Annotated in this window: 19 protein-coding genes and 6 tRNA genes; 12 read left to right on the top strand and 13 right to left on the bottom strand. The window is 67.6% G+C overall.

Annotated elements, in window-relative coordinates; translation table 11 throughout:
- Positions 1-79: 79 nt before the first annotated feature.
- The 3 genes from ACSUZJ_RS09655 to ACSUZJ_RS09645 form a co-directional block, all read right to left on the bottom strand.
- Entirely contained in the window at positions 80-673 is a 594-nt protein-coding gene (locus ACSUZJ_RS09655; RefSeq protein WP_499415545.1) for a hypothetical protein, read from the bottom strand.
- Between the two features lie 255 nt (positions 674-928).
- Positions 929-1,915, bottom strand: a complete 987-nt coding sequence (locus tag ACSUZJ_RS09650; protein WP_499415543.1) for a DUF2804 domain-containing protein — start codon at positions 1,913-1,915, stop codon at positions 929-931.
- Positions 1,912-3,168 carry a winged helix-turn-helix domain-containing protein gene (locus tag ACSUZJ_RS09645; RefSeq protein ID WP_499415541.1) on the bottom strand — a complete coding sequence of 419 codons (1,257 nt, stop codon included), beginning with the start codon at positions 3,166-3,168 and terminating at the stop codon, positions 1,912-1,914. The genes ACSUZJ_RS09650 and ACSUZJ_RS09645 overlap by 4 nt, the downstream gene beginning before the upstream one ends.
- A gap of 132 nt (positions 3,169-3,300) precedes the next feature.
- Here ACSUZJ_RS09645 and ACSUZJ_RS09640 point away from each other — a divergent pair, with 132 nt between their 5' ends.
- Both ACSUZJ_RS09640 and ACSUZJ_RS09635 read left to right on the top strand, forming a co-directional pair.
- Complete coding sequence (locus ACSUZJ_RS09640) at positions 3,301-4,542, top strand: exonuclease SbcCD subunit D C-terminal domain-containing protein (RefSeq protein ID WP_499415539.1); 1,242 nt, start codon at positions 3,301-3,303, stop codon at positions 4,540-4,542.
- Positions 4,539-8,318: an AAA family ATPase gene (locus ACSUZJ_RS09635; protein WP_499415537.1), complete on the top strand. Its 3,780-nt coding sequence runs from the start codon at positions 4,539-4,541 to the stop codon at positions 8,316-8,318. Before ACSUZJ_RS09640 ends, ACSUZJ_RS09635 begins: the two co-directional genes overlap by 4 nt.
- A 22-nt stretch (positions 8,319-8,340) precedes the next feature.
- Here the strand turns inward: ACSUZJ_RS09635 and budC are convergent, their stop codons facing one another.
- Positions 8,341-9,102, bottom strand: coding sequence for a meso-2,3-butanediol dehydrogenase (budC, locus tag ACSUZJ_RS09630; RefSeq protein WP_499415535.1), 762 nt, complete (start codon positions 9,100-9,102; stop codon positions 8,341-8,343).
- Positions 9,103-10,066: 964 nt separating this feature from the next.
- Here budC and ACSUZJ_RS09625 point away from each other — a divergent pair.
- The 7 genes from ACSUZJ_RS09625 to ACSUZJ_RS09595 all read left to right on the top strand — a co-directional run bounded on the left by ACSUZJ_RS09625 (position 10,067) and on the right by ACSUZJ_RS09595 (position 15,257).
- A complete protein-coding gene (locus ACSUZJ_RS09625; RefSeq protein ID WP_499415533.1) occupies positions 10,067-10,276 on the top strand; it encodes a hypothetical protein in 210 nt (69 codons plus the stop codon).
- A gap of 4 nt (positions 10,277-10,280) precedes the next feature.
- Positions 10,281-11,420, top strand: a complete 1,140-nt coding sequence (locus ACSUZJ_RS09620) for a methyltransferase (protein WP_499415531.1) — start codon at positions 10,281-10,283, stop codon at positions 11,418-11,420.
- Positions 11,421-11,493: 73 nt separating this feature from the next.
- Positions 11,494-11,570: transfer RNA gene (locus tag ACSUZJ_RS09615), tRNA-Met, on the top strand.
- 93 nt (positions 11,571-11,663) lie between these two features.
- Positions 11,664-11,900: a hypothetical protein gene (locus ACSUZJ_RS09610; protein ID WP_499415529.1), complete on the top strand. Its 237-nt coding sequence runs from the start codon at positions 11,664-11,666 to the stop codon at positions 11,898-11,900.
- A gap of 12 nt (positions 11,901-11,912) precedes the next feature.
- Complete coding sequence (dbpA, locus tag ACSUZJ_RS09605) at positions 11,913-13,319, top strand: ATP-dependent RNA helicase DbpA (RefSeq protein WP_499415527.1); 1,407 nt, start codon at positions 11,913-11,915, stop codon at positions 13,317-13,319.
- A gap of 106 nt (positions 13,320-13,425) precedes the next feature.
- Positions 13,426-14,781 carry a serine/threonine-protein kinase gene (locus ACSUZJ_RS09600; RefSeq protein ID WP_499415525.1) on the top strand — a complete coding sequence of 452 codons (1,356 nt, stop codon included), beginning with the start codon at positions 13,426-13,428 and terminating at the stop codon, positions 14,779-14,781.
- Between the two features lie 2 nt (positions 14,782-14,783).
- A complete protein-coding gene (locus ACSUZJ_RS09595) occupies positions 14,784-15,257 on the top strand; it encodes a TssQ family T6SS-associated lipoprotein (protein WP_499415523.1) in 474 nt (157 codons plus the stop codon).
- A 61-nt stretch (positions 15,258-15,318) separates the two neighbouring features.
- Here the strand turns inward: ACSUZJ_RS09595 and ACSUZJ_RS09590 are convergent, their stop codons facing one another.
- From ACSUZJ_RS09590 to earP, 3 genes are all read right to left on the bottom strand, one after another.
- Complete coding sequence (locus ACSUZJ_RS09590; protein ID WP_499415521.1) at positions 15,319-16,923, bottom strand: amidase; 1,605 nt, start codon at positions 16,921-16,923, stop codon at positions 15,319-15,321.
- A 141-nt stretch (positions 16,924-17,064) separates the two neighbouring features.
- A complete protein-coding gene (locus ACSUZJ_RS09585; protein ID WP_499415519.1) occupies positions 17,065-17,640 on the bottom strand; it encodes an elongation factor P in 576 nt (191 codons plus the stop codon).
- 66 nt (positions 17,641-17,706) lie between these two features.
- Positions 17,707-18,870, bottom strand: coding sequence for an elongation factor P maturation arginine rhamnosyltransferase EarP (gene earP, locus ACSUZJ_RS09580; RefSeq protein ID WP_499415517.1), 1,164 nt, complete (start codon positions 18,868-18,870; stop codon positions 17,707-17,709).
- Positions 18,871-19,277: 407 nt separating this feature from the next.
- Here earP and ACSUZJ_RS09575 point away from each other — a divergent pair, with 407 nt between their 5' ends.
- The 3 genes from ACSUZJ_RS09575 (at position 19,278) to ACSUZJ_RS09565 (ending at position 22,387) form a co-directional block, all read left to right on the top strand.
- Positions 19,278-20,159 carry a hypothetical protein gene (locus ACSUZJ_RS09575; RefSeq protein WP_499415515.1) on the top strand — a complete coding sequence of 294 codons (882 nt, stop codon included), beginning with the start codon at positions 19,278-19,280 and terminating at the stop codon, positions 20,157-20,159.
- Between the two features lie 83 nt (positions 20,160-20,242).
- Positions 20,243-20,494, top strand: coding sequence for a hypothetical protein (locus ACSUZJ_RS09570; protein WP_499415513.1), 252 nt, complete (start codon positions 20,243-20,245; stop codon positions 20,492-20,494).
- Between the two features lie 36 nt (positions 20,495-20,530).
- Entirely contained in the window at positions 20,531-22,387 is a 1,857-nt protein-coding gene (locus tag ACSUZJ_RS09565) for a S8 family serine peptidase (RefSeq protein ID WP_499415511.1), read from the top strand.
- A gap of 130 nt (positions 22,388-22,517) precedes the next feature.
- Here ACSUZJ_RS09565 and ACSUZJ_RS09560 read toward each other — a convergent pair.
- The 6 genes from ACSUZJ_RS09560 to gltX all read right to left on the bottom strand — a co-directional run bounded on the left by ACSUZJ_RS09560 (position 22,518) and on the right by gltX (position 24,581).
- A tRNA-Glu gene (locus ACSUZJ_RS09560) sits at positions 22,518-22,593 on the bottom strand.
- Positions 22,594-22,637: 44 nt separating this feature from the next.
- Positions 22,638-22,713 (bottom strand) — tRNA-Glu (locus ACSUZJ_RS09555).
- A 31-nt stretch (positions 22,714-22,744) separates the two neighbouring features.
- A tRNA-Ala gene (locus tag ACSUZJ_RS09550) sits at positions 22,745-22,820 on the bottom strand.
- A gap of 88 nt (positions 22,821-22,908) precedes the next feature.
- Positions 22,909-22,984: transfer RNA gene (locus tag ACSUZJ_RS09545), tRNA-Glu, on the bottom strand.
- Between the two features lie 29 nt (positions 22,985-23,013).
- Positions 23,014-23,089 (bottom strand) — tRNA-Ala (locus tag ACSUZJ_RS09540).
- A 100-nt stretch (positions 23,090-23,189) separates the two neighbouring features.
- Positions 23,190-24,581, bottom strand: coding sequence for a glutamate--tRNA ligase (gene gltX, locus ACSUZJ_RS09535; RefSeq protein WP_499415509.1), 1,392 nt, complete (start codon positions 24,579-24,581; stop codon positions 23,190-23,192).
- Positions 24,582-24,647 lie beyond the last annotated feature (66 nt).

Below are 24,647 nucleotides of genomic sequence, written 5' to 3'. Positions count from 1 at the left end.
CCGCGCATGCCGGACCTGCCCGCGGGCCGCATGCGGCCCCGCGCCGGCTGCAACGCGGAGCCCGCCGCGGCCGGCCGCGCTAATGCATGTAAGACACCGGCGGACCTTGCCGATGGCCAGATTCCGCGCGCGCCGGCCGGCTTGCCGGCGGCACGTCCAGCTTGCCGCGGTGCTCCTGGCGCCAGGCGTCGTAGGCCAGCATCTGGTGCGCCATCGCGAACCAGGTTTCGCCCGCGATCGCCGCGCGCGCCACCGGGAACAGCTCGAGCTCCTCGCGCTCGAAACGCTGGGTCAGCGCGGCGCAGAAACGCTCCACGGCGGTGCAGAAGGCTTCGACACGCTCCTCGTTGTCGATACCGCCCTGCGACAGGCGCTCGGCCGTACCGAGGGCCTCGACCGCGCTGCGGCTGAGCTGGTCGAGCTCGGCCATGAGCGCGGCGGCGCTACTGCTGGCGCGGCGCAGTGCCGGCAACAGGAATTTGTCGAGCTTGCGGCGATGACATTGCTCGTAGAGGCAGCGCAGCGTGTCGCACACGTACCCGGTCTGACCGTTCGTCAACGCGGTCTGGCGCGCATAGCTTTTCTGGACGAGCTGCTGCACGGCGTGCAGGCTGACGCGCATGTTCGTTTGTTCGACGGATAGCGCAACGAGCGTGTAGGTCGCGGTAAGCATTCGGTCTCCTCTCGGCGTCCAGGCGCAGGCCCATGCTCCGCGTAGGAAGAACCGGCGGGGAACAGGCGCTCTGGCTGGACTTACTGGTTATGGACAGGCTGGGGGACTGTTTTTTTTTCGCTCTTCAGCCTGAAGGAACTAGTAGTGTAAGGAGCCGACCCTGTCCGGCGTTTGATCTGCCGCAAACTTGGCTTGGTCGGTTCGGCAGTCCGAGGCAGGCACGGCGGAGCCGCCCCGCGGCCCGAATGTTGGTATTTACCAACGCGCGCTGTAGTCCTCGGCCAGTCCTGTCAGCCCGGAAATCGCGCGCGCCGGCGCGCCGGGGGCCGCCTTCACCCAGCCGTCGAAGCGGCCCACATGCTGGGTCAGGCGGCTGCCCGCGAGCAACAAATTCTTGTCGTCGCGGCGCGTGCCCTCGGGCCGGAAGCGCAGCGCGAGCAGGCCGTCGCCTGTGTCCATGTCCCAGGCACCGGCGGCGTCGAGCGCGATGCGGACCGGCCCGAGCGGGACCAGTTCGCCGTCGATCCAGAGCGCATTCTCGGCATCCCCGAAATAGCCGCTTTGCAGGTTGATCCCCAATGCACGCGTCTGGGCCGAGATCCAGCGCCAGCCCGTGCGGCGTCCGAGCAGCCCGTTCGAATAGTCGAAGCTGGCCATGCCGCCGTCGAGCCGGTAACGCCGCCCGCCGGCCTCGGCCCAGCCGGCAAGCGCCAGGCCGGGCGACTTCTGGGTCGTGTGCACGGCGCCGCCATCCTTGACGGGACCGACCGCCAGCAGGCAGGGCCCGGCGCCGGCGCCGCCATAGTCGGCCTCGATCCGGAAGCGGCCAGCGCGCAGGCGCAGCCGGTGGCCGCCGTCGCCGTCGGGCTCGATGGCGATGCGCCGTCCAGGCATCGCGAACCAGGCGCCCTCCCCGACGGTCGCGCCGACGAAGGCCGTCATGCCAGGCAGGCCGACGGGCGAAAACGCTTCGACGATCTCGCCGCGCGCACGGTCGAAGGCGTAGGCGAAGCAACTGTTGCTCCAGCCGATGTCGATGACCGTCAGCCCCACGAACAATTCGTCGGTCACCAGCGAGACGAAATGCCAGCGCTTGTGGTGCAGGCGCCGCCAGAGCGCGCCGCGCGCATGGGGCGGCGCCAGGTCGGCCCAGGCCGGCGCGCCGGTGAGGCCGCGGTAGCGCCCGAACAGGGGCCGGCCGCCGGCATCGACGACCTGGCGCGGGGCGCTGGGCAGGCTCATGCGGCAGCCAGTGTGGACAGCGCCGACGCCGCCAGCGCCTGCGCCAGCCGCGCGCCGAGCGCCTCCGGCTCGGCGCGCACCAGGTTCACCTGCGGGCAGGCGTGCCAGCGCGCGCAGCGCAGCAGGGCGGCGGCGACGTCGCGCACCAGCGCATCGCTCACGCGCAGGCCCGGCTCGAAGAGCGCCGCCTTCACTTCGAAGACGCCGGCGCGGCGGTGGGCCTTGGCGTCGATGCGGCCGATGAGCGCGCCGCGGCGCAGGATGGGCAACGTGAAATAGCCGTAGCGGCGCTTCGGCGCCGGCGTATAGCACTCGAGCCGGTAGTCGAAGCCGAACAGCTCCAGGGCGCGGCGCCGGTCCCATACCACCGGGTCGAAGGGCGACAGGATAGTGGTGAGCGTGGGCGCCAGCCGGCCCTCCGATGCCTGGCGCGCCAGTTCGGCGTGCTCGGGGTGGATGTAGACCGGGTCCTTCCAGTCCGCGACACGGGCGCGCAGCAGCAGGCCTTCTTCGGCCAGCGCCTCTGGATCGACATGGGGCCGCCGGGTGCGGTGGTAGTCGGGAATCCAGGCGGCGCGCGCCAGCCCGAGCGAGCGCACCGTGCGCAGGGCGAAGATGCGCTGCACCTCGCCGAGCGGCGGCATGCGCGCGTCGTCCCAGCCGGGAAGCACGCGCTCGGCCAGGTCGTAGACGCGCTGGAAGTTGTGGCGCCGCGCGATCATCAGCGCGCCCGAGGTGAACAAGACTTCGAGCGAGCGCTTCTCGGGCTTCCATTCCCACCAGCCGCCCGCCTTGCCGTCGCTGCGCTCGAAATCCGAGGAGCGCACCGGCCCCCTGCTGCGGATTTGGGCCAGCAGCGCCGCCACTTCGCCGGCACGCTCGCGCATCCAGGTGGCCGAATACTTCCACCCCATGGCCGCCGGGTCGAGCATGCGGTGGCGGTAGAGGCCGTAGTCCTCGATGGGCAGGAAGCAGGCCTCGTGGGCCCAGTACTCGAACAGTTTCCCTTCGGCCAGCAGTTCATCGAGCCACTCGGGCCGGTAGTCGCCCAGCCGGCTCCACAGGACCAGATAGGGACTGCGGGCGACCACGTTGATGGTGTCGATTTGCAACATCTCCATCCGCCGGATGGCGTCCAGGACATCGTCTTTCACAGCCTTGCGCCGGCGCGGCTGCAAGAGTCCCTGGGCCGCCAGCTGCAGGACACGCGCGTTGTGGATGGATAAGTGCAATCCGGAGGACAAATTAGTCATGTAAATATTTTAATGAGGTTTCGGCAAGCTCTGCCGCCTGCCGCGGGAAAAATTTTGAAGCCCGTTTTGAAGCTTGTCTGCAGCTGCGCTATAGTTCAGCCGATCCCCGACTTCCCTTCCCCCTATTCCTCCATGCGGCTGTTGCACACTTCCGACTGGCATCTCGGCCAGACCCTGCACAACTACGACCGGACCTACGAACACCAGTGCTTCCTCGACTGGCTGCTCGACACCATCGTGGCCGAAGATATCGACGCGCTCCTGATCGCCGGCGATATCTTCGACAACACCAATCCCTCGTCCGCCGCCCAGCGCCAGCTCTACGGCTTCCTGCAGCGGGCCAGGGCGCGCACGCCCCACCTGCAGATCGTCGTCATCGCCGGCAACCACGATTCGCCGGGCCGCCTGGAAGCGCCGGGACCGTTGCTCGAAGCCCATGGGACCGTCGTGATCGGGAATGTGGTGCGCGCGAGCGACGGCGCCATCGATCTCGAACGCCTGCTGGTGCCGCTGCGTGACCGCGCCGGTGAAGTAAAAGCCTGGTGCCTGGGTATTCCCTTCCTGCGCCCGGGCGACGTGCCGCGCGTGGAAGTCGAGGGCGACGCCTACCTGAACGGCATTGCCGAGCTGTACCGCCAGGCCTTCGAACTGGCACGCGAGCGCCGCAGCGAGGGCCAGGCCATCCTGGCGATGGGCCACTGCCACATGGTCGACGGCCAGTCCTCGAACGACTCGGAGCGGCGCATCGTCATCGGCGGCACCGAGGCCCTGCCCGCCTCCATGTTCGCGCCCGAGATCGCCTATGCGGCCCTGGGCCACCTGCACCTGGCCCAGCGCGTCGGCAAGAAGGATCACCTGCGCTACTGCGGCAGCCCCTTGCCGATGTCGTTCGCGGAGGTGGCCTACCAGCACCAGGTATTGCGAATCGAACTCGACGGCGCCGTGGCGAAGGAAGTCACGCCCATCCATGTGCCGCGCGCGGTCGAGCTGCTGCGCGTGCCGGCGAAACCCGCGCCCCTGCCCGAGGTGCTGGCCGCGCTCGAGGCACTGGAGCTGGACCACGAGCTGCCGCCCGCCTGCCATCCCTATCTCGAGGTGCGGGTGCTGCTCGACGGTCCCGAGCCCGGCCTGCGCGCCCAGGTCGAGGCGGCCATTGCCGGCAAACCCGTGCGCCTGGCGAAGATCGAGCCGACCCGCAAGAGTGTCGGCCCCGCCGAGGGAGCGGACGCGCTCACGCTCGACCAGCTCGCCGAGCTGAAGCCCGACGACATCTTCCGCCGCCTGTGGCAGCAGCGCTTCGGCGAGGAGGCGCCGGATGAACAATTGTCTGCCTTCGCCGAACTTATGTTGAGCGACGGCAAGGAGGGCGCATGAGGATCCTGCGCATCGCCGGACGCAACCTGGCCTCGCTGGCCGGCGACTTCAACGTCGACTTCGAAACCGAACCGCTGGCCTCGAGCGGCCTGTTTGCCATCAGCGGCCCGACCGGCGCGGGAAAAAGCACCCTGCTCGACGCGCTCTGCCTGGCGCTGTACGGCAACACGCCACGCCTGCCGCGCAGCGGCGGCCGCGGCGCAGGCAGCCTGCCCGACGCCGGCGGCGAGACCGTGTCCACCTTCGACCCGCGCAACCTGTTGCGGCGCGGCACGGCCGAGGGCTACGCCGAGGTCGACTTCGTCGGCAACGACGGCCTGCGCTACCGCGCGCGCTGGAGCGTGCGGCGCTCGCGCAACAAGGTCGGCGGCCTGCTGCAGCCGCCCACCATGAGCCTGCACCGCCTGCCCGAGATGGCGCCGCTGGGGGCGACCAAGACCGAAGCCGCGCAGGAAATCGCCCAGCGCGTCGGCCTGTCTTTTGAGCAGTTCACGCGCTCGGTGCTGCTGGCCCAGAACGAGTTCTCGGCCTTCCTGAAGACCGACGAGAACGAGCGCGGCGAGCTGCTCGAAACCCTGACCGGCAGCGCCGTCTACAGCGAGATCTCGAAGCGCGCCTACGAACGCTACAAGCTGGAGCAGGAAGCCGTGCGCCGCCTTACCGCGCGCCTGGCCGACCAGGCGCCGCTGGCCCAGGAAGCGCGCGTCGAGCTCGATGCCGCCCACGCGGCCGCCGAAGAAGCCCTGCGGGCCGCGGATGTGCAGCGCGCCCTGCTGGAAGCCCAGCTGCGCTGGCACCAGGAGCGCGAAAAGCTGCGCCGCGGCGAAGCCGAGGCGCAAGCCGCACTGGCCGAAGCGCGCGCCCAGCTGGAAACCGCCGGCGCGCGCCGCACCCGCCTGGCGACGCTGGACGAGGTCCAGGCCGCGCGTCCGCTGATGGCGGAACTGGCGCGCCTGGAAAAGGAAAGAATCGACGCCGAGGCGGCGCTCGTCAATGGCCAGCGCGAGCTGCAGCGCGTGCAGGAAGCCGCGCGCCAGGCCGTGATCGCCGTACAGGCGGCCCAGGACGCCGTCCAGACCCTGGAAGCGGCGCAACTCGAGGCCGCCCCGCAGCTGGACGCGGCCAAGGCGCTCGACGCCACCATCGCCACGCTGGTCGGCGCCCACCAGAAAGTCACGCTGCAGCGCGACGAGGCCGTCAACCAGTCGGCCCAGGCCCAGGCCGCGCTGGCCCAGGCCAAGCGCCAGCTGGAAACGACGCGCGCGGCCGAAGCGCGCAGCGCCGCCTGGATCGAGAACAACCGCCGCCTGGAAGCGCTGGCCGTGCAATGGCCGCAGTGGGACAAGCTGTTCATCAAGGCTCAAGAGGCAGCCCGGCTTGCGCATGCCGGCAATGCACGCCTGGGCCAGGCCGAGCGCGTCCTGGTCGACGCCGCCGCCCGCGCCGCCGCTGCCGCGGAAGCGGTCGAGGCGGCCGCGGCGCGCATCACCCAGCTCGAAGCCGCACGCCAGGAGGCGCAGCAGGCGCTCGCGCAATTCGACGTCGGCGCCCTGCTCGACGAGCGCGACGGCCTGGAAGTCCGGCGCGACGCGCTGGCCGCCGGCGAAAAGATCTGGCAGGGGCTGGCGGCCGCCCGCCAGCGCCTGCAGCGCATCGAGGCCGAGCGCGAGCGCAGCGCAGCTGCACGCACGGCCGTGCAGGCGGCGCTGGAGGCGGCAAGCGAGGCCGCTCCGGCGCTGGCCGCTGCCACCGCCCAGGCCGAAGCGGCCCTGAGCGCCGCCGAACTGGCCTGCGCGGCGAAGGTCGAGGACCTGCGGGCCAGGTTGAGCGAGGGAGAACCCTGCCCGGTCTGCGGCAGCGAGGAGCACCCGTACGCCCACCCCGACGTGCGCCTGCACGCCGTGCTCGACGCGCTGCGCGGGCAGGTCGAACAGCAACGCGCCCAGGTGCGCGCCAACCTGTCCAGCCAGGCCACGCGCCGCGCCGAGCTGGCCGCAGCCGACGAACGCCTGGAGGCGCTGCTCGAGGAGCGCAGCGGCCTGCGGGACGACGCGGACGTGCTCGAGCAGGCCTGGAGCACGCATCCGCTGGCGCCTGAAGCCCCGATCGAGCCCCAGCGCGCCGACTGGTTTGCCGCCCAGCTGCGCGAAGTGCGCGAAGCGCTGCGCGCGATCGATGCGCGCCAGCAGTCGGCGCGCCGCGCCGCCCAGGCCCGCGACGCGGCCCAGGCGGCATTCGATGCCGCCAACGCCGAGCACAAGCGCCTGCAGGATGTGGCCCAGGCCACCCACACCGCCCACCTGGACGCCGGCCACGCGCGCCAGTCGCTTGCCGGGCAGGCCGAGCGTGACGCCGCCCTGCTCGCCGGCCTGCTGGCCGAACTCGACCCTGTGATGAGCGGCGCCTGCGGCGACGGCTGGCAGGACGGCTGGCGCGCCGACCCGGCCGCCTGCCACCGCGAGCGCGCCGCCGAGGTGGGCGCCTGGCAGGCGCAGTCGGCGCAACTGGCCCAGCACCGCGCCGCCCTGGCCGAGCTCGAAGCCGCCGCGCGCGACGCGGGCCTGCGCTTCGACCATGCCGCCAAGGCGGCCGAGGCCGCCCTGGAAGCCTTTGCGCGCAGCGATGCGGCGCTGGCCGGACGGCGCCTTGAACGCGCCGCCCTGTTCGAGGGCCGGGCAGTGCAGGAGGTCGAGGGGGCCATGCGCCGCCAGCTCGCCGGCGCGCGCGAGGCCCTGGCCGCACGCCAGCTCGCCGCCAACGAGACAGCGCAAGGGGAAACGCGCATCCGCACCGGCCTGTCCCAGACCGGCGAACGCATCGCCAGCCTGCAGGACGAGGCGCGCGACGCGGCGGTGCGCCTGGCGGACTGGCTCGACGAATACGCGGCCCGCTATGCGGCCCACTCCGCGGACCTGGAGCCGATCGAGAACGGGGCGGCGCTGGCCAGCCTGCTCCAGGTCGGCGCGCACTGGATTGCGGCCGAACGCACGGCGCTGGGCGAGCTCGACGGCGCAGCCGCCAGGGCCGCCGCCGTGCTGGCCGAGCGCGCCAAACAGCGCCTCCTGCACGAGGAAAGCGCCGACCCGCAGGCGGCGGCGCGGGAAATCGACGCGGTGGCGGGCGAGCTGCAAAAGGCGGGCGACGCGCGCCAGCTCGCGCACGAGCAGGCCACCCGGCTGCGCCTGCAGGTGGCCCAGGACGACGAACGCCGGGTCAAGGCCCAGGCCATGCTGGCCGAGATCGAGCGCCAGCAGGCGATCGAGGCGCGCTGGGGCAAGCTGGCCGAGCTGATCGGCTCGGCCGACGGCAAGAAGTTCCGCAACTACGCCCAGCAGTTCACCTTGGAGGTATTGCTCGGCTACGCCAACAGCCACCTGTCCCAGCTGGCGAAGCGCTACCGGCTGGAGCGCGTCGACAATCTTGGGGCGCCCTCGCTGGCCCTGATGGTGCGCGACCACGACATGGGCGGCGAGATCCGCTCGGTCAATTCCCTCTCGGGCGGCGAGTCCTTCCTGGTCTCGCTGGCGCTGGCGCTGGGCCTGGCTTCGCTGTCCTCGAACCGGGTGCGAGTCGAGTCGCTGTTCATCGACGAAGGCTTCGGCTCGCTCGACAGCGCCACCCTGGGCGTGGCCATGGACGCGCTCGACGCCCTGCAATCGATGGGCCGCAAGGTCGGCGTCATCTCGCATGTGCACGAGATGACGGAGCGGATCGCGGCCAAGATCCAGGTGCGGCCGAATGGGGGCGGGAGCAGCGCGGTCAGCGTGGGTGTGTAAGGGCGCACGCCGGGAGTGATGCTTACTGCGGCGGCTGTCCGTTCGACGCCATCAATCCGGCGTCCACCGGCAGGTTGACGCCCGTGATCAGGCGGGCATCCTCGCTGGCCAGGAAAGCGATCGCCGCCGCGACACCCTCCGCGTCCTCGGGCGCGCCCAGCGGCATGCGTTCCCTGAACTTGGCGACCAGTTCGGGATCGCTCACCATGTCCTGGGTCATTCCAGTGTCCGTGAAGCTCGGATTGACCGCGTTCACCCGCACGCCATCCTTGCCCGCATCCATCGCCATCGCGCGCACCATGTTGCTGACGGCGCCCTTCGAGGTGTTATAGGCGAACAGGTTCCAGTCGCCACCCAGCCCCGAGACCGAGGAAGTCATGACGATAGCTCCGCGTGTCTTCACGAGTTCGGGCATCGCCGCCTTGGCCATGTGGAAGTAGCCGGCCACGTTGACCGCCATGACGCGTGCGAAGTCCTCTTCGCTCGTCTGCATGATGTCGCCCTCGGTTGCCACGCCGGCGTTGTTGACCAGGACATGCAGCCCGCCGAAACGCTCGACCGCCGCCTTGACGGCCGTGGCCGCGGTTTCCTTGTCGGCGGTATCGCCGACCTGCACGAGGACACGGTCTTGCGGAAGCCTGGCGGCGGCTTCACTGAGGCTGGCTTCGTCGATATCGAGCATCACGACACGGGCGCCTTCATCGAGGAAGCGGCGCGCCGCCGCCAGGCCGATGCCGGAAGCGGCGCCTGTGACAAGGATGGTTTTGTCTTTGAAACGGTTCATCTGTTCTCCTCTAATGTTCGGCCATCGCGCTCGGACAGGCGTAGCGGGCGCGCGGACATCAATGGCATGACATCACCGTGCCATGTCGTGTCCGCGCGGTTTCCCACTTTCGCATCGTGTGAGGGGATGGCTGAAATTGACCTGATTCGTGCACGAAATTATGAGAACGACGATAGCACAGCCGTGCGATCGCGGTTTTTCAGTGCTCCTATGCAATGAAAGCGCTTGGTGTTACGCTGAGGCCAAGGCGTAAGCTGAGGTTTTGCGGCTTGCCAGTTATGCGCACCGATCAGTGACCGCAATCGGTCAGGAACGGACCATATTTAGACAAACACAGGAACAGTAAATAGCTTCTGGAGCTGCAATGAAGTGGCAACGTAAGCTTAGATACCCGACACGGCGCAATAACCGGAAATTCCCGAAGTTCGACCAATCGTATCGGTTGCTGAAGCGTCCCACTTACGCCATGCCTGTAAGTGCAAGATGGAGACTCTTGCGCTCAATTACCGCACGCGAACATTTACATTTCACTGGCTACTGGGCGCGAAATCGATACCGTGACGCACCGCCGAACTACGCGCCAATTCTGCGACAACGCAGAATACAGCTCGCGATACAGTTTTCAAAAGCTGGATATCTGGTGCATCCAACCCTGCTCAGTATGTCTCTACCAAAGGGACTATCCGGCTTCTGGCTCGAACAATTATGTCCTTGGAAAGGGCCAACCAAGGCGGCAGTCGGGTAAAAAAGGCTCGACCGCTATTTATTCGATGCCCCTGCGAATGTCTGCAATGGGCCCGGATCCAGTCCCTTCGTGACAGCCTGCGATGTTTGCCCCTCTGGCGATCTGCCATGCTGAGTGCGCGGCCGGGTTCGGCCAGCAGCGGCCCCACCGACGACACCATGCCCGATGCCCGCCATCCTTGTACAATGCGCGCTTTGCATTGCACACACTCGATTACCCATGAAACCCGCCCGCACCCTCACCTTCAAATGCGCCAAGTGCGCCAAACCCGTCACCGTCTACCTGCAGAAGGTCTCGGCCTGCTCGCACATCCAGCCTTACCAGGGCATCTGCGGCTGCGGTGAAGTCAAGCTGCACGCGACCGGCAATGCGGATGCCGTGAAGTCCTTCCTCGACTCGAACGGCACCAACTGGCACCACCACCATTAAGCCCATGACGCGCATCGAATGGGAGGAAGGCGGCGGGCAGCGCTCGGCGCTGTGGCGCTCGGAGAGCGGCTGGCCGGCGCCGAAGAAGGTCGTGATCGCCGACGACACCATGGCCGCCGACACGGCCTACCGCCTGGCGCTGGACGGCACCGCCCTGCTCTGGCGCGGCGACTTCCAGAACGCGCGCCAGCTGGTGCAGGCACTGGCACGCCGCATCGATCACAAGGGCTCGCGCGCGAAGCGTGCCAAGGCGAGCAAGGCGCCGGCCACGCCGACCGAGCAGTTCCACCGCCATCGCCTGGCCCAGCTGCAGCGCGCCCGTACGCTGGCGATGCTGCTGATTCCGTTCGATGCCGACTATGGCATTCCGCTGCGCCGCGCGCCGGACGTGAAGGAAGCCTGTACCGAAGCCTGGGGTCCATCCAGCGAACCCTGCGTGGCCTCGCTGCGCGAGCTGCTTGGCCTGATCGGCGCCCACGAATGGCGCCGCAAGGGCGTGCCCATCCCGGCGCTGGACGACCGCATCCACCCCTGGTACGGCGTGTTCTCGCCTGTGCGCGGCGAATACGTCGAGCTGGTGGCGCAGGCGCCGCTGCCGCCGGGCGCGAAGCTGGCCTTCGACATCGGCGCCGGCACCGGCGTGCTGTCGAGCGTGCTGGCGCGGCGCGGCCTGCAGCGTATCGTCGCGACCGACATGGACGCGCGCGCACTCGGCTGCGCGCGCGAGAACATCGCCCGCCTCGGTTACGCGGACCAGGTCGAGGTCGTCAAGGCCGATTTGTTCCCGGAGGGCCAGGCCGATGTCGTGGTCTGCAATCCGCCCTGGCTGCCGGGCAAGCCCAGCTCTGCCATCGAATACGCGATCTACGATCCGGACAGCCGCATGCTGCGCGGTTTCCTCGGCGGCTTGCAGGCCCACCTGGCGCCCGGCGGCGAGGGTTGGCTGATCCTGTCCGACCTGGCCGAACACCTCGGCCTGCGCTCGCGCGAGCAGCTGCTGGGCTGGATCGCGGCGGCGGGCCTGGCGGTTGCCGGGCGCCACGACGTGCGCCCCACACACGCGAAAGCCTTCGACGCCGACGATCCGCTGCACGCGGCGCGCTCGCGCGAGGTGACCTCGCTGTGGCGCCTGCGCGTCGCCTGAGCCTTGCTTGCCAGGCGGTCCAAAGCTTCGATTTGCGTCAGGCCGCCAGACGCGGTACAATGCTTACCTCAGACGCGGGGTGGAGCAGTCTGGCAGCTCGTCGGGCTCATAACCCGAAGGTCACAGGTTCAAATCCTGTCCCCGCAACCAAACACTTAGCACCAATCAGTAAAAAACGAGCCCGACTCTTGTAGCCGGGCTTTTGTTTTCTGGGGCAGCCACACTGTAATCCAGTTGAGCCAGATGAGAGACAAGAAAGACAACGCGACGATCGACCTGCCGGGTTTCGAACCGGCCGCACCGCTCGAAGTCAGCGCTGTCGAGCCCAAGCGCGCTCCCCGTCCTCGCCGCGCCGCCATGAAACAGGAGCAGCTCACCCTGCTCGAAGAAACCGACACCACCGGCCTGCCTGTCTGGCGCCGCGATGACAACCTCGATTTGACCGGCCTGCCGGTCTGGGCGCCGGCGACTCCGGCCTAAAGGCTGGAAAGCATGCACACTCCCTTCTCTTCGCTGGCGCTCGCGCCGCAATTCCTGTCCAACCTCGACGTCCTCGGCTATCGCGCGATGACGCCGATCCAGGCCGAGAGCCTGCCTGCCGTACTGGAAGGCCGCGACCTGATCGCCCAGGCCGCCACCGGCAGCGGCAAGACCGCGGCCTTCGGCATCGGCATCCTGCACAAGCTCAATCCGGCCTGGTTCGCGGTCCAGGGCCTGGTGCTGTGCCCGACGCGCGAGCTGGCCGACCAGGTGGCGGGCGAACTGCGCCGCCTGGCGCGCGGCGTCGGCAACGTCAAGGTGCTCACGCTGACCGGCGGCATCGCCATGCGTCCGCAGATCGCCTCGCTCGAGCATGGCGCCCACATCGTGGTCGGCACGCCGGGCCGCATCCGCGACCACCTGGGCCGCGGTACGCTCGACCTGTCGCGCGTCCAGACCCTGGTGCTCGACGAAGCCGACCGCATGACCGACATGGGCTTCTATGACGAGATCGCGAACATCGTGCGCGCCTGCCCCGAGCGCCGCCAGACCCTGCTGTTTTCGGCCACCTATCCGGACGATATCCGCCACGCTACCGCCGGCTTCCTGCGCGACCCGCTCGAGGTGGCGGTCGAAAGCCAGCATGACGATTCCAAGATCGAGCAACGCTTCTATGAAGTCGACTTCGGCGAGCGCGACGCAGCGGTGGCGCGCCTGCTGCGCCACTTCCGTCCGGTCTCGACCCTGGCCTTCTGCAATACCAAGGCGCACTGCCGCGAGCTGGCCGATTCCCTGCGCGAGCAGGGTTTCTCGGCGCTCGCCCTGTACGGCGAACTCGAGCAGCGCGAACGCGACGAGATCCTGGTGCTGTTCGCCAACCGCAGCTGCTCGGTGCTGGTGGCAACCGACGTCGCCGCGCGCGGCCTCGACATCGCCAACCTGGAGGCGGTGATCAACGTCGACGTGTCCAGGGATGCCGAAGTCCACGTGCACCGCATCGGCCGCACCGGCCGCGGAGACGAGACGGGTCTCGCCCTGTCGCTGTGCGCGCCGAACGAAAAGAAATGGGTGCGCCTGATCGAGGAATACCAGAATGCGACCGTGGCCTGGCACAAGATCGATGAACTGGGCGAAGACGATGCGCCGGCCGACCCTGCGCCGATGGTGACGCTCGTCATCTCCGGCGGCAAGAAGGACAAGCTGCGCCCCGGCGACGTGCTCGGCGCCCTGACCGGCGACGCCGGCCTCGTCAAGGACCAGGTCGGCAAGATCAACGTAACGGAATTCCAGACCTATGTCGCGATCGAACGCAGTGTGGCCGACCAGGCCTTCCAGCGCCTGAACGCCGGCAACCGCCTGGGACCGGAATTCGGCAGCTTCAAGGGCCGCAGTTTCAAGATGCGCTTCCTCGAGGTGTAATCCGGGGTGTAAGGACATGCCGGCCCGGGCCGCGCACGGTTGAGTTGGAAGCGACACGCTAGCGCCAAATCTGGCATAGTTTTGCTAAAAATAAACGATTAGCAAAATGACCAGTCACAGCACAGCCATCTACACGCCGTTCGCGGACGGACGCACGGTCCGCGATATCGTCGAGCACAGCCCAGCGCTCGTCACCGAAGCGTGGTGCCGCCAGCTTCTGCGCCAGGTCCTGCAATCGCTCGAGCAGCAATACGCCAGCGGCGCCCCGCACCGCCCGATCACGCCGGACAGCATCGTCATGCTGGACAGCGGCGAGGCCCTGTTGTTGTCCGCGCCCGACACGCCGGGTAACTTCCGCGAAGCGGATCTCGCCGCCGACCTCCACGCGCTGGCCCTGGTGATCCACTATGCGATCAGCGCCGAATTGCCGCCCGAAGGTCCGCTCGGACCGCGCCTGTACGACGACTACAGCGACAACCTGACCCAGACCATCGACCGCTGCCTCGGCCCGAACAGGCGCCTTCGTCCGAAGAGCATCGCCGAATTGCGCGCCATGCTGGGCTTCGAACAGGAGGCGATGGCCGAGCCCGCGCCTGCCGCGGTCCAGGCCGTCGCCGCCACGGCCGGTCCGGGCGAACAGGCCCCGCCCGACATGGCCGGGCTGCACGACGCGCCCGTTCCCGAGGAACGCCTCCCGGAACCGTCCGCCCAGCCCCAGCCACGCGAGCAGGAGGCCCCTGCCGTACCGGCGCAGCCGCTGCGGCGTCCGGAACCGGACCCATTCAGCCGCCCTGCCCTTGCCGCCACGCCGCTGAAGCCGTCGTCGCATCCAACTCAGGAGGGCGCTGCCCCGAACCCGCCCGCCGCCACCCAGGCGCCGGCGTCGGGCGCCAGGAGCGGCCTGGAGCGCTGGGCCATGATCGCCGGCGCCGCCGTGGTGCTACTGGCGGCAGGCGGTGCGCTCTATACCCACCTGAACCAGGACAACTCGGCCGACCTGCTTGCCCTGTCCCTGCCGCCGCAAGAACAGGCCGCCCGCGGTCCGGCTCCCGGCGAAACCGTCGTCGCACCGGCAGCGCAAGCCGCGAACCCGGACGGCGCCCCCGCTGGCCAACTGGCCACAGCCGGCGGCACGAGCGGAGATCCGGCCGCGGCCCTGCCGGCTGCCGCGCATGCGACGCCAACCAACCTGGCGGCCCCAGGGGCCGGCCGGCAGACCGACGCCGTCGTCAACGGCACCACGTACAAATTGCTGATCAAGCCCTGGGGCACCGTCTACGTCAACGGCATCGACCGCGGCGTCAGCCCGCCGGTCAAGCGCCTGACGCTGGGCCAGGGCCAGCACACGATCCGGATCGTCAACCCGAACTTCCCGGAGCACGTGATGACGGTCACCGCGGGCGACGCGGAAAACGCCACCATTGAACATGATTTCACGGCCCAGGCCGAGGGAGGCAGGTAACGATGAAGCGATTCCTCCACCGCCGTTTGCTATGCTCGTTCCTGGGCGCCGGCCTGCTGGCCGGCTGCGCGGAACTGGCGCCGCTGTTCGAGCGCCAGCCCGAGCGCGACCATCCGAAGGCCGCTGCCAAGCCGGAACCGCGCAGCGAAAATCGTCCGCGCGCCGAGTCGCGCAGCGAGGCGGCGGGCCGCGACCAGGTGGCGCTGCGCGAAGGCATCCGGCTCTACAACGAGGGCGACTTCAACGGCGCCATCAAGCGCCTGAACTCGAGCGACATCCGTAGCGGCGCGCCGCTGCGCACGCGCACCACGGCGCTCAAGTACACGGCCTTCAGCTACTGCGTCACCTCCCGCCCCAAACAGTGCCAGCAGGCGTTCGAGAAGGCGCTGAAGATCGATCCCGACTTCAGCCTTGAACCGGGCGAACAGGGCCATCCCCTGTGGGGCCCGGCTTTCGAGCGCGCAAAGAAAGGCTGAACGAGAGGGCGAACATCGCCGGGCTTAAGCCGTCTTATGCCGGCTTAAGCCCTTCCTTCCATCACGCCTTGATGTTGACCGACGCCGGGAAAGCCGGCGCGCGGCGACGGCGCGAAGCCTGTTCGTAGGCATAGGCCATGCCGATCAGGCTGGCTTCGGTGTACGCGGTGCCCACAAAAGACAGGCCGACCGGCAGGCCGTGCGCCTGCCCCGCCGGCACCGTGATGTGCGGGTAGCCCGCGACCGCCGCCGGCGACGAGAAGCTCATCCCGTAATGGTCGCCCTTGACGTAGTCGGTGAGCCAGGCCAGGTCGTCGGTCGGGGCTACGAGGGCGTCGAGGCGCTCTTCGCGCAGGATGCGATCGATCCCCTCCTCACGCGCATAGCGCAGGTTGTTGGCCAGGGCTTCGCGGTAGGCGCGTCCATTCAGCCCCGGCCTGGCCTGGGCGGCGATCAGGTGTTCCTGCCCGAAATGCGGCATCTCGCGCGCGGCGTTCTTTTCGTTGAAGGTGATCACGTCAGCCATGGTTTTCACCGGGGCATGCGGCGCGTAGGCGGCCAGCCAGGCTTCCAGGTCGGGCCTGAACTCGTTCAGCAGCACTTCGAGCTCGGTCGCGCCATACTTGTCGGTATTCGGCACTTTGACGTCGACCAGGACCGCGCCCTGGGCCTGGAGGATGGCCAGTTCCTTCTCGATGATCTCGTCCACATCCGGATTGCCGCCAAAGAAGTTGCGGGCGACGCCGATACGCTTGTCCTTCAGTCCGTCCAGGCGCAGCGCCCCGGCATAGTCGGCCACCTTGCCGGCGCTTTCCTTTGTGACCGCATCGTCGGCATCGACGCCAGTCATGGCGGCGAGCATCAGGGCGGCGTCGGCGACGCTGCGCGTCATCGGCCCTGCCGTGTCCTGGGAGTGCGCGATCGGAATGATGCCGCTACGGCTGACCAGGCCCAGCGTGGGCTTGAGGCCGACGACGCCGCAGACCGAAGACGGCGAAACGATCGAGCCGTCGGTCTCGGTGCCGACCGCCAGGGTCGCCAGGCTGGCCGCGATCGCGGCGCCCGAGCCGGAGCTCGACCCGCTGGGATTGCGGTCGAGCGCGTGGGGATTCCGGGTCTGTCCGCCGCGCCCGCTCCAGCCGGAGACCGGGTGGGTCGAGCGCATGTTCGCCCATTCCGACAGGTTAGTCTTGCCGATGATGACGGCGCCGGCGGCGCGCAGGCGCCCGGCCACGAAGGCGTCGCGGCGGGCGCGCACGCCGTCCAGCGCCAGCGAACCGGCGGTGGTGCACATGCGGTCGCCCGTCGCGATGTTGTCCTTCAACAGGACGGGAATACCGTGCAGCGGTCCGCGCAGCTTGCCGCCCGCGCGTTCACGGTCGAGTTCGGCGGCGATCCCGAGGGCGTCGGGATTGGTTTCGATGACCGCATTCAGGCGCGGGCCGGCCTTGTCGATGGCGGCGATGCGCGCCAGGTAGCGCTGCACCAGCGCCTGCGAGCTCAGCTTGCCGGCCGCCATTGCCGCCTGCTGCTCCCTTACCCCGGCCTCCAGGATGTCGGACTCGGCGCGCGGCCGCGCTTTCGGCGCCACCGCTGCCGCCGGGGCAGTCGCGCCTGCCAGCGCGCCGGCCGCCATGCCAAGTCGAACGAAGTCCCTGCGATCCATGCCGTCTCCTCTATATAAATAAAGCAATAGCATAGCAGTGCTTGCCGTGCGACATGCTTTGTCCCTACGGCGCGTAGGGGCGAAAAAAAACGCTGCCATGGCGGCAGCGTTTTTTTCGCTTTACTACTGACAAGCTGTCGATCAGTTACGAACGATCTTCTTGTATTCGTTGGTGCGGGTGTCGATCTCGATGACGTCGTCGTTGCTGACGAACAGCGGCACCTGGACGGTGTGCTGGTGGGCTTCGATCGCGTTCTCGATCTTGGCTTCCTTCAGGACGTTGCCCGAGGTGTTGCCCTTGACTGCCGGCTCGGTGTAGACGACCTGACGGGCGATGATGGTCGGCAGTTCGACCGAGATGGCCTTGCCGTCGTAGAACACGGCTTCGCATTCCATACCGTCTTTCAGGTAGGCCAGTGCGTCGCCCAGGTTTTCTTCTTCGATTTCGTACTGGTTGTACTCTTCATCCATGAAGACGTACAGCGGATCGGCGAAGTACGAGTAGGTGACCGGCTTCTTGTCCAGCACGACCACGTCGAACTTGTCGTCGCCGCGGAAGACGTTTTCCAGCGGAGCATTGGTCAGAAGATTCTTCATCTTCCACTTGTAGGTGAAGCCCGTGCGGCTCGAGCCGTTGACGTCGGAACGCAGCACGATAAAAGGCTTCTCATCAACCATGATGATGTTGCCAACACGGATTTCTTTTGCGGGTTTCATATGGATTTATGATCGATAAAAGGGGTTGCAGTAACAGGGCATCATACCATGTAATGTGCGCCGCGCCTAACGAAGTGACCGGGCGAATGCGAGCAGATTGCTGGCCAGGTCACCGTTTTCCAACATTTGCGCCTCCCATGCGGCGGCCCTGTCCGCGGCAGCCGGCAGTTCGTTTTTCAGGCCGGACCACAGCGCCGCCCAGTCCTGGCCCTCGCCGGGACCGGCGCCGTTCCAGTGCAGCGAGAAGGCGTCCAGGGCAGGCAGGTCCACCGCGTAACGGTCGAGGAAGGCGCGCAGCTTCTTGTGGTGCAGGTTCTCTTCCTGGAAATAGATATGCCAGACGAAAGGCTTGCCGGCCCATTGCGCGCGCACCCAGGAATCCTCGCCGCGCACGAAATTCAGGTCGCAGGCCCATAGCAGGCGGTCGTAGTCGGGCTGCGCCACGAAAGGCAATACCCGCACCGTGAGCGCGCCGCGCGTCGCGCTCGCGCCGGCGCGGGCGGGTGCGCCCAGGAATGCCCCGACCGCGTCCACGGCGACACCCTCGGGCACCAGGCAGGTCAGGGCTTCCCCGTTTCCCTGCCAGGCCTCGAACAGGGCCGCCACCGGCGCGAACGGATAGCAGAACAGCGACACCTTGAAGCTCGCGACTTCCGATTCGGACAGGCCCAGACGGCGCAGGAAAGCGGCCACCTTCTCCGGGTCGGACTGGAAGGCGGCGCGCTCGGCGCCGAGCGCGCGCTCGCGCAACAGGCCGCCGGTCCTGTCCGTGAAACCTGGGAAGAAGAAATGCTTGGTCAGTTTCAGCCGCGGGTGCATCGAAGGCAGGCGGTGGCAGCCTTCGACCCACTCTTCGGCGCTCAAGCCCTCGTAGTTGAGCCAGACCGGACGCGGTTCGCGCTGCGCCATCGCCTCGATGTACCCAGGCGGAATATCGCAAGCGAAGAATTCGATGACGATGTCGTCGACCTGGTCGGGCGTGTACACCCCGTCCTGGTCGCGCCAGTGAAGCACGGTGACGCCCTGTACCAGCTGGCGCCCGGCTTCCAGGACGACTTCGGGACAGATGCGGCGGAAGCTGGCCAGGTCGTCGACCCAGAGCGTGACGGCGACGCCGTGTTCGCGCTGCAGCATGCGCGCCAGGCGCCAGCAGATGCCGATGTCGCCGTAGTTGTCGACGACCTTGCAGAAGATCGAGAGCGTCAAGGTGCGGTCTGGATTGGGAACCATGTTCGATGAGAAGGTGTGCGGCGGGGAAGCGCGCCATTCTAACCGATTTCATCGGGCCGACCTGGCCCTGGCGGCGCTGTCGATGGATGCGCGGCGAATGGTTCGCCGGCACTGATTCTCACATGTCTGCGCCAGCGCAAACTGCGAATCGGGATACGGACATGCCCGGATATCCGCTCAAACTTCGCGAAAGGCCCCCAGTCCAACCGCTACCTGCAGGGAAGGCGGGACAGCGATCCTCCACCCTGCCCTTCGTTCGCGCATCGTCCTTACCGGTGTGCGGACGCCACGTACGCGGCCGCTTGCAGCAGGTGCGTAAGGGGAATCGAAAATCAGCGGGCACGCCATGACGTGTCAAGCGCCGGTACTGTTGCCGGCAGCCGCAATCCAAAACCAAGGAGTCGAGCATGAATGAATTCCAGCAATTCGGATATGGACAACCCTCGATTGCACCACAATCCCTGTTTGGCGGCATGTTTGGCGCACCGGTAGGCAGCGCCATCGGCCGTGGTATCGGCGGCCTGTTCGGGAACCCGAACCTGGGCAGCCGCATCGGCGAGCTCGCTGGCACCATCGGCGGCGGCCTGCTGCCTTTCGGCGCCGACCCGGGCAGCACTGCCTTTGGCGGCCAACAGCAGTTGCAACCCCAGCAGCTCCAGCAACTGCAACAACTTCAGCAGCTCCAGCAACTGCAGCAAATGCAACAGCAGCAGCAACAGGCGCAGATGGGCCAGCTCACGCCCCAGGGCGGCTTCTTCAGCGGTCTGGTCGGCCAGCTCGCCAAGCCGGCGGGTGCACTGATCGGCGACGCCACCAACAATCCCACTCTAGGCGGCCTCATCGGTACCGGCCTGGGCGGCCTGGCCACCCTGCTGCCCTTCGGCGCCGACGCCCAGGGCGGCGCCATGCAGCGCCATCCGCTGGTGCAGCAGCTGCAGCAGATCCAGGCCCAGCAGCAGCAACTGCAGCAGGTGCTGATGCAGTTGCAACAGCGCGCCGTCCAGCTGCAGCAGCAACTACAGCAGCAAATGGCTTCCCAGCAGGCGCCGCAGGTGCAAGGCCAGGGCCAGATCGCGCCGCAAAGCTGGCTGACCAACATGATCGGCCAGTATGCCCAACCGGTCGGCAGCTTCATCGGCAGCCAGCTGGGTAACCAGCAGCTCGGCAGCACCATCGGCGGCATCGCCGGCCAGATCGGCAGCATGCTGCCGTTCTCCGCCGACCCATGGAGCGCCTACGCACAGCAGGTGCAACAGGCACAGCTGGGCGGCCAGCAGACCGTCCACTGATACCGGACCATCCGCCGGCCTCGCGCCGCGCTTTCCTCCCGCCCTGTGGGCGGGAGGTTCACAGGAACAAGGAGGACATGCCCATGCCGAGTCCCGGCTCCGAAGGGAAGAACCGCTACATCGTGCGCGCCGCGGGCGACGACGGCGCCCTCGCCAGCTTCATCGACAGCATCCGCAACGACCCGGCCGTGCGCCTGGTCGACACGATCGGCCCGAGCGCCGGTCCGCCGCACACCGCCGTCGTCGAAACCGATCCGGCGACCGTCGAAAAGCTCAAGCAACGCACCCTCAACCAACTGATGATCGAGCCCGACCGCCCGCTGTCGCTGTTCTGACACGTGCCGGCCGAGCGCAATCGAAAGGAAACGAACATGCCAAAACCTGCCCAAGGCGGGGCCGGCGAACCGCAGGACCGGTCCGGCCAGGTCCCGGACGGCGGCGCCGGCGCCGCACAGGAAGTGCGCGGACGCACAGTCGCCGAGCGCAAGAAGAAGTACCTCGTCGCGCCGCGCCAGCCGATGGCCGCGCTGGGTCCGATGGCTTTCGGGGGCCTGGCGCCGCTCCCGCTCTCCACCATCGAGCAGGCGCTGCGCGCCAATCCCGATATCGAGGTGGTCGATACCGTGGGCGCGCGCAGCAGCATGACGACAGCGGGCCTGGACGGCGCCGCCGAAGGCATCCTGGTCGCGCGCATGACCGACCAGCAGGCCGGCGAACTGCACCAGCGCGGCGGTGGGCGCCTGCTCGTCGAACGCGACCAGCACCTGCACCTGCTCGACCCGATGCTGCGCCGGCGCGACCTGGTCTCCTCGCTGACCCCGTACAACGGGCCTTCGGTCGAAGTGACGATCGTCGTGCTTGGCAAGGACGGCACGCCCCTGGCGGACGCCGAGGTGTCCCTGTTCGGCGGCATGCTGCCGGCCGCGGCCATCACCGATGGGTCCGGCCAGGCGCGCGTGCGCCTGTACGGCGAGGACACGCATTCAATCAGCGGCCTCTACGTCAAGCCGCGCACCGACCACTGGAGCTTCTTCCAGCGCGACCCCGACATCAGCCTCGACCAGTTGAACGTGGTGACGTTGCGCGCCCTGGCCGACTGGCCCTCGCTGCAGGGCTTCCCGCGCCAGAACGCGATGGGCTGGGGCGCCCGCGCCATGCGCCTGGATGCGCTGCCGCCGCAGTTCCGCGGCCAGGGCGTCAAGGTCGCCGTCATCGACTCGGGTGCGGCCATCACGCACGGCAACCTGAACCGCATCCGCGCCGGCTTCGACATCATCAACAAGCAGACCGATCCCAACACCTGGACCGAAGACACGCTCGGCCACGGCTCGCATTGCGCGGGCGTGATCGCCGGCGCCGACCCGGCCTGGGGCATCCGCGGCTTTGCACCGGAAGCGGAAATCCATGTCTGCAAACTCTTCCCTGGCGGACAGATCAGCCAGCTGATCGAAGCGCTGGAGTACTGCATCGAGCACCAGATCGACGTCGTCAACCTGAGCCTGGGCGGCGGCGCGCCTTCAGAGGCGCTCGAGCGCCAGATCGTGCGCGCGAAGCGGGCCGGCGTTGCCTGCATCGCGGCGGCCGGCAATTCCGGCGGGCCAGTGCAATACCCGGCGGCCTCGCCAAACGTGCTGGCGGTGAGCGCACTCGGCAAGCTCGGCGAATTTCCAGCGGACAGCTATCACATGGAAACGGTTAACATGGATGCCGACGCCGAAGGCTATTTCACCGCCAAGTTCAGCTGCTTCGGTCCGCAGGTGGATGTCGCCGCGCCTGGGGTGGCCATCGTCTCGTCGGTACCGCCGAATAATTTCGCGGCCTGGGACCGCACCTCGATGGCGGCGCCGCACGCCACCGGCCTGGCGGCCCTGATCCTGGCGCATCGTCCCGAGTTCCAGGGCGCAGCCCGCTCGCCGGAACGCGTCGAGCGCCTGTTCCAGATCATCCGGCTCAGTGCACGTCACGTCAGCCTGGGCGACATGACCCGCACCGGCGCCGGCATGCCCGATGCGTTGGCCGCTCTCGGCCTGCCGCTGATGCCGGCGCAGCAGGCGCAGGCTTGGCCGGCGATGTATGGCGGCATGGCCGGCGTCGGCAACGGCGATAGCATGCCCGCCTACGCCGGCACGCAGTTCTTCCACCCGTCGCCGCTGGCGCTGCAGTCCTTCGGCTTCGGGTTTGCGCCTGCCGGCATCGCGCTGGGTGGATTGCCGCCGCCGCGCTGGTGAGTGCATGCGCCGGCGCGGCGGCAAAACGGGCTGCGCCGGCATGTTTGTTCTCTCTTCTTTAAGAACCGCATAGCCCAACGCAGAAAAGCAAAAAGCCGCTCAAGGCGGCTTTTTGCTTCTACTGCACATCTGGCGTCCCCACGGGGATTCGAACCCCGGTACTCACCGTGAAAGGGTGATGTCCTAGGCCTCTAGACGATGGGGACCTAAAACTGTTCCGATTACTACTTTACTGCACTTGCCGAATTCTTGGCGTCCCCACGGGGATTCGAACCCCGGTACTCACCGTGAAAGGGTGATGTCCTAGGCCTCTAGACGATGGGGACCCTGGACTGCTACAACATTGCTTTTCCTACGTGGTGGAGGTAAGCGGGATCGAACCGCTGACCTCTTGCATGCCATGCAAGCGCTCTCCCAGCTGAGCTATACCCCCTACGGGAAAACAACATTATAACATACTGCTTTTACTTCTACTACTGCTGCCGCTGGCGCAGCTTTTTGGCAAACTTCCGCCAAAACCCTGGCGTCCCCACGGGGATTCGAACCCCGGTACTCACCGTGAAAGGGTGATGTCCTAGGCCTCTAGACGATGGGGACCCTGGAACTACCGTACTGCACTTCAGAGTTGGTGGAGGTAAGCGGGATCGAACCGCTGACCTCTTGCATGCCATGCAAGCGCTCTCCCAGCTGAGCTATACCCCCGTTTCACTGTACTCACTGTGCTGCTGTGTTACCGTGTGCTGCTGAAGTGCGAGCATTATAGCGAGGTTCTTGCATTTCGCAAATAGCGATTTGCGTCCTCTCACAAACCTTTCTTCACACGCGCCAGTACGGTGTCGCGGCCGAACAGTTCCAGCACGGCGTCGATGGCCGGGGTCTGCAGCTGGCCGGTGACGAGCAGGCGCAGCGGCATGGCGATCTGCGGCATCTTCAGGCCGTGCGCGGCGAGCACTTCCTTGAGCATGGCGGCCAGCGCGGCCTTGTTCCACTCGACCGTCTGGCAACGCTCGGCGAACGCGGCCAGGGCCGGGCGCACGGCGTCGGTCAGGTGCTGGGCCAGCAGGGCTGCATCCGGCTGAGGCTGGCGGTAGAACAGCATCGCCGCATCGGCCAGTTCGTTGATGGTATTGGCGCGCTCCTTCAGCAGGGCCAGCACGGTCGGCAGGGCCGGGGCGCCGTCGAATTGCGCGCCCTGCTCTTCCATCTTGGGACGGGCCAGGCCGGCCAGGCGCTCGTTGTCGGCCTGCTTGATATAGTGGTTGTTCAGCCAGGCGAGCTTTTCCGGGTTGAACTGCGCCGCCGAGGCGGTCAGGTGTTCGAGGTTGAACCACTCGGTGAACTGTTCCATCGAGAAGATCTCGTCGTCACCGTGGCTCCAGCCCAGGCGCGCCAGGTAGTTCAGCATGGCTTCCGGCAGGTAACCCTGCTCCGGGTATTGCATCACGCTCACCGCGCCGTGGCGCTTCGACAATTTCTGGCCGTCCGGGCCCAGGATCATCGGCAGGTGGCCGTACTGCGGCAGCTCGGCGCCGAGGGCGCGCAGGATGTTGATCTGGCGCGGGGTGTTGTTCACGTGGTCGTCGCCACGCAGCACGTGGGTGATCTTCATGTCCCAGTCGTCGACCGAAACGCAGAAATTGTAGGTCGGGGTGCCGTCCGGACGCGCGATGATCAGGTCGTCGAGTTCCTTGTTGGCGATCGTGATCGGACCCTTCACGACGTCGTTCCAGGTCACTTCACCGTCCAGCGGGTTCTTGAAGCGCACCACCGGCTTGACGCCCTCAGGGACCGGCGGCAGGGTCTTGCCGGGCTCCGGGCGCCAGGTGCCGTCATAGCGCGGCTTTTCGCCGGCGGCGCGCATGCGCTCGCGCATCGCTTCGACTTCTTCCGGCGAGCAATAGCACAGGTAGGCGGTGCCGGCGTCGAGCATGCCCTTGATCACCTCGCGGTAGCGGTCCATGCGCTGCATCTGGTAGAACGGGCCTTCGTCGTGCGACAGGCCCAGCCACTGCATGCCGTCCAGGATGGCCTGCACCGCTTCCGGCGTCGAGCGTTCGAGGTCGGTGTCCTCGATGCGCAGGATGAAGGTGCCGCCGAAATGGCGGGCATAGGCCCAGGAATACAGCGCGGTGCGCGCGCCGCCGAGGTGGAGATAGCCGGTCGGGCTCGGGGCAAAACGGGTACGGACGGTCATGGTGAAAAGCGAAATGGTAAAGCAGCTATTTTACCCCGCCCTGCCCGCCCCGCGACACCGGCCGTC

It is taken from the genome of Telluria sp. B2, from assembly GCF_051789535.1.
GTDB lineage: Bacteria > Pseudomonadota > Gammaproteobacteria > Burkholderiales > Burkholderiaceae_D > Telluria.
This window is presented reverse-complemented; position numbering and strand designations above follow the sequence as displayed.

Bases quoted from the DNA above. Each gene is read 5' to 3' on its own strand.
- ACSUZJ_RS09655 (WP_499415545.1), bottom strand. From the start codon at position 673: ATGCTTACCGCGACCTACACGCTCGTTGCGCTATCCGTCGAACAAACG.
- ACSUZJ_RS09650 (WP_499415543.1), bottom strand. From the start codon at position 1,915: ATGAGCCTGCCCAGCGCCCCGCGCCAGGTCGTCGATGCCGGCGGCCGG.
- ACSUZJ_RS09645 (WP_499415541.1), bottom strand. From the start codon at position 3,168: ATGACTAATTTGTCCTCCGGATTGCACTTATCCATCCACAACGCGCGT.
- ACSUZJ_RS09640 (WP_499415539.1), top strand. From the start codon at position 3,301: ATGCGGCTGTTGCACACTTCCGACTGGCATCTCGGCCAGACCCTGCAC.
- ACSUZJ_RS09635 (WP_499415537.1), top strand. From the start codon at position 4,539: ATGAGGATCCTGCGCATCGCCGGACGCAACCTGGCCTCGCTGGCCGGC.
- budC (WP_499415535.1), bottom strand. From the start codon at position 9,102: ATGAACCGTTTCAAAGACAAAACCATCCTTGTCACAGGCGCCGCTTCC.
- ACSUZJ_RS09625 (WP_499415533.1), top strand. From the start codon at position 10,067: ATGAAACCCGCCCGCACCCTCACCTTCAAATGCGCCAAGTGCGCCAAA.
- ACSUZJ_RS09620 (WP_499415531.1), top strand. From the start codon at position 10,281: ATGACGCGCATCGAATGGGAGGAAGGCGGCGGGCAGCGCTCGGCGCTG.
- ACSUZJ_RS09610 (WP_499415529.1), top strand. From the start codon at position 11,664: ATGAGAGACAAGAAAGACAACGCGACGATCGACCTGCCGGGTTTCGAA.
- dbpA (WP_499415527.1), top strand. From the start codon at position 11,913: ATGCACACTCCCTTCTCTTCGCTGGCGCTCGCGCCGCAATTCCTGTCC.
- ACSUZJ_RS09600 (WP_499415525.1), top strand. From the start codon at position 13,426: ATGACCAGTCACAGCACAGCCATCTACACGCCGTTCGCGGACGGACGC.
- ACSUZJ_RS09595 (WP_499415523.1), top strand. From the start codon at position 14,784: ATGAAGCGATTCCTCCACCGCCGTTTGCTATGCTCGTTCCTGGGCGCC.
- ACSUZJ_RS09590 (WP_499415521.1), bottom strand. From the start codon at position 16,923: ATGGATCGCAGGGACTTCGTTCGACTTGGCATGGCGGCCGGCGCGCTG.
- ACSUZJ_RS09585 (WP_499415519.1), bottom strand. From the start codon at position 17,640: ATGAAACCCGCAAAAGAAATCCGTGTTGGCAACATCATCATGGTTGAT.
- earP (WP_499415517.1), bottom strand. From the start codon at position 18,870: ATGGTTCCCAATCCAGACCGCACCTTGACGCTCTCGATCTTCTGCAAG.
- ACSUZJ_RS09575 (WP_499415515.1), top strand. From the start codon at position 19,278: ATGAATGAATTCCAGCAATTCGGATATGGACAACCCTCGATTGCACCA.
- ACSUZJ_RS09570 (WP_499415513.1), top strand. From the start codon at position 20,243: ATGCCGAGTCCCGGCTCCGAAGGGAAGAACCGCTACATCGTGCGCGCC.
- ACSUZJ_RS09565 (WP_499415511.1), top strand. From the start codon at position 20,531: ATGCCAAAACCTGCCCAAGGCGGGGCCGGCGAACCGCAGGACCGGTCC.
- gltX (WP_499415509.1), bottom strand. From the start codon at position 24,581: ATGACCGTCCGTACCCGTTTTGCCCCGAGCCCGACCGGCTATCTCCAC.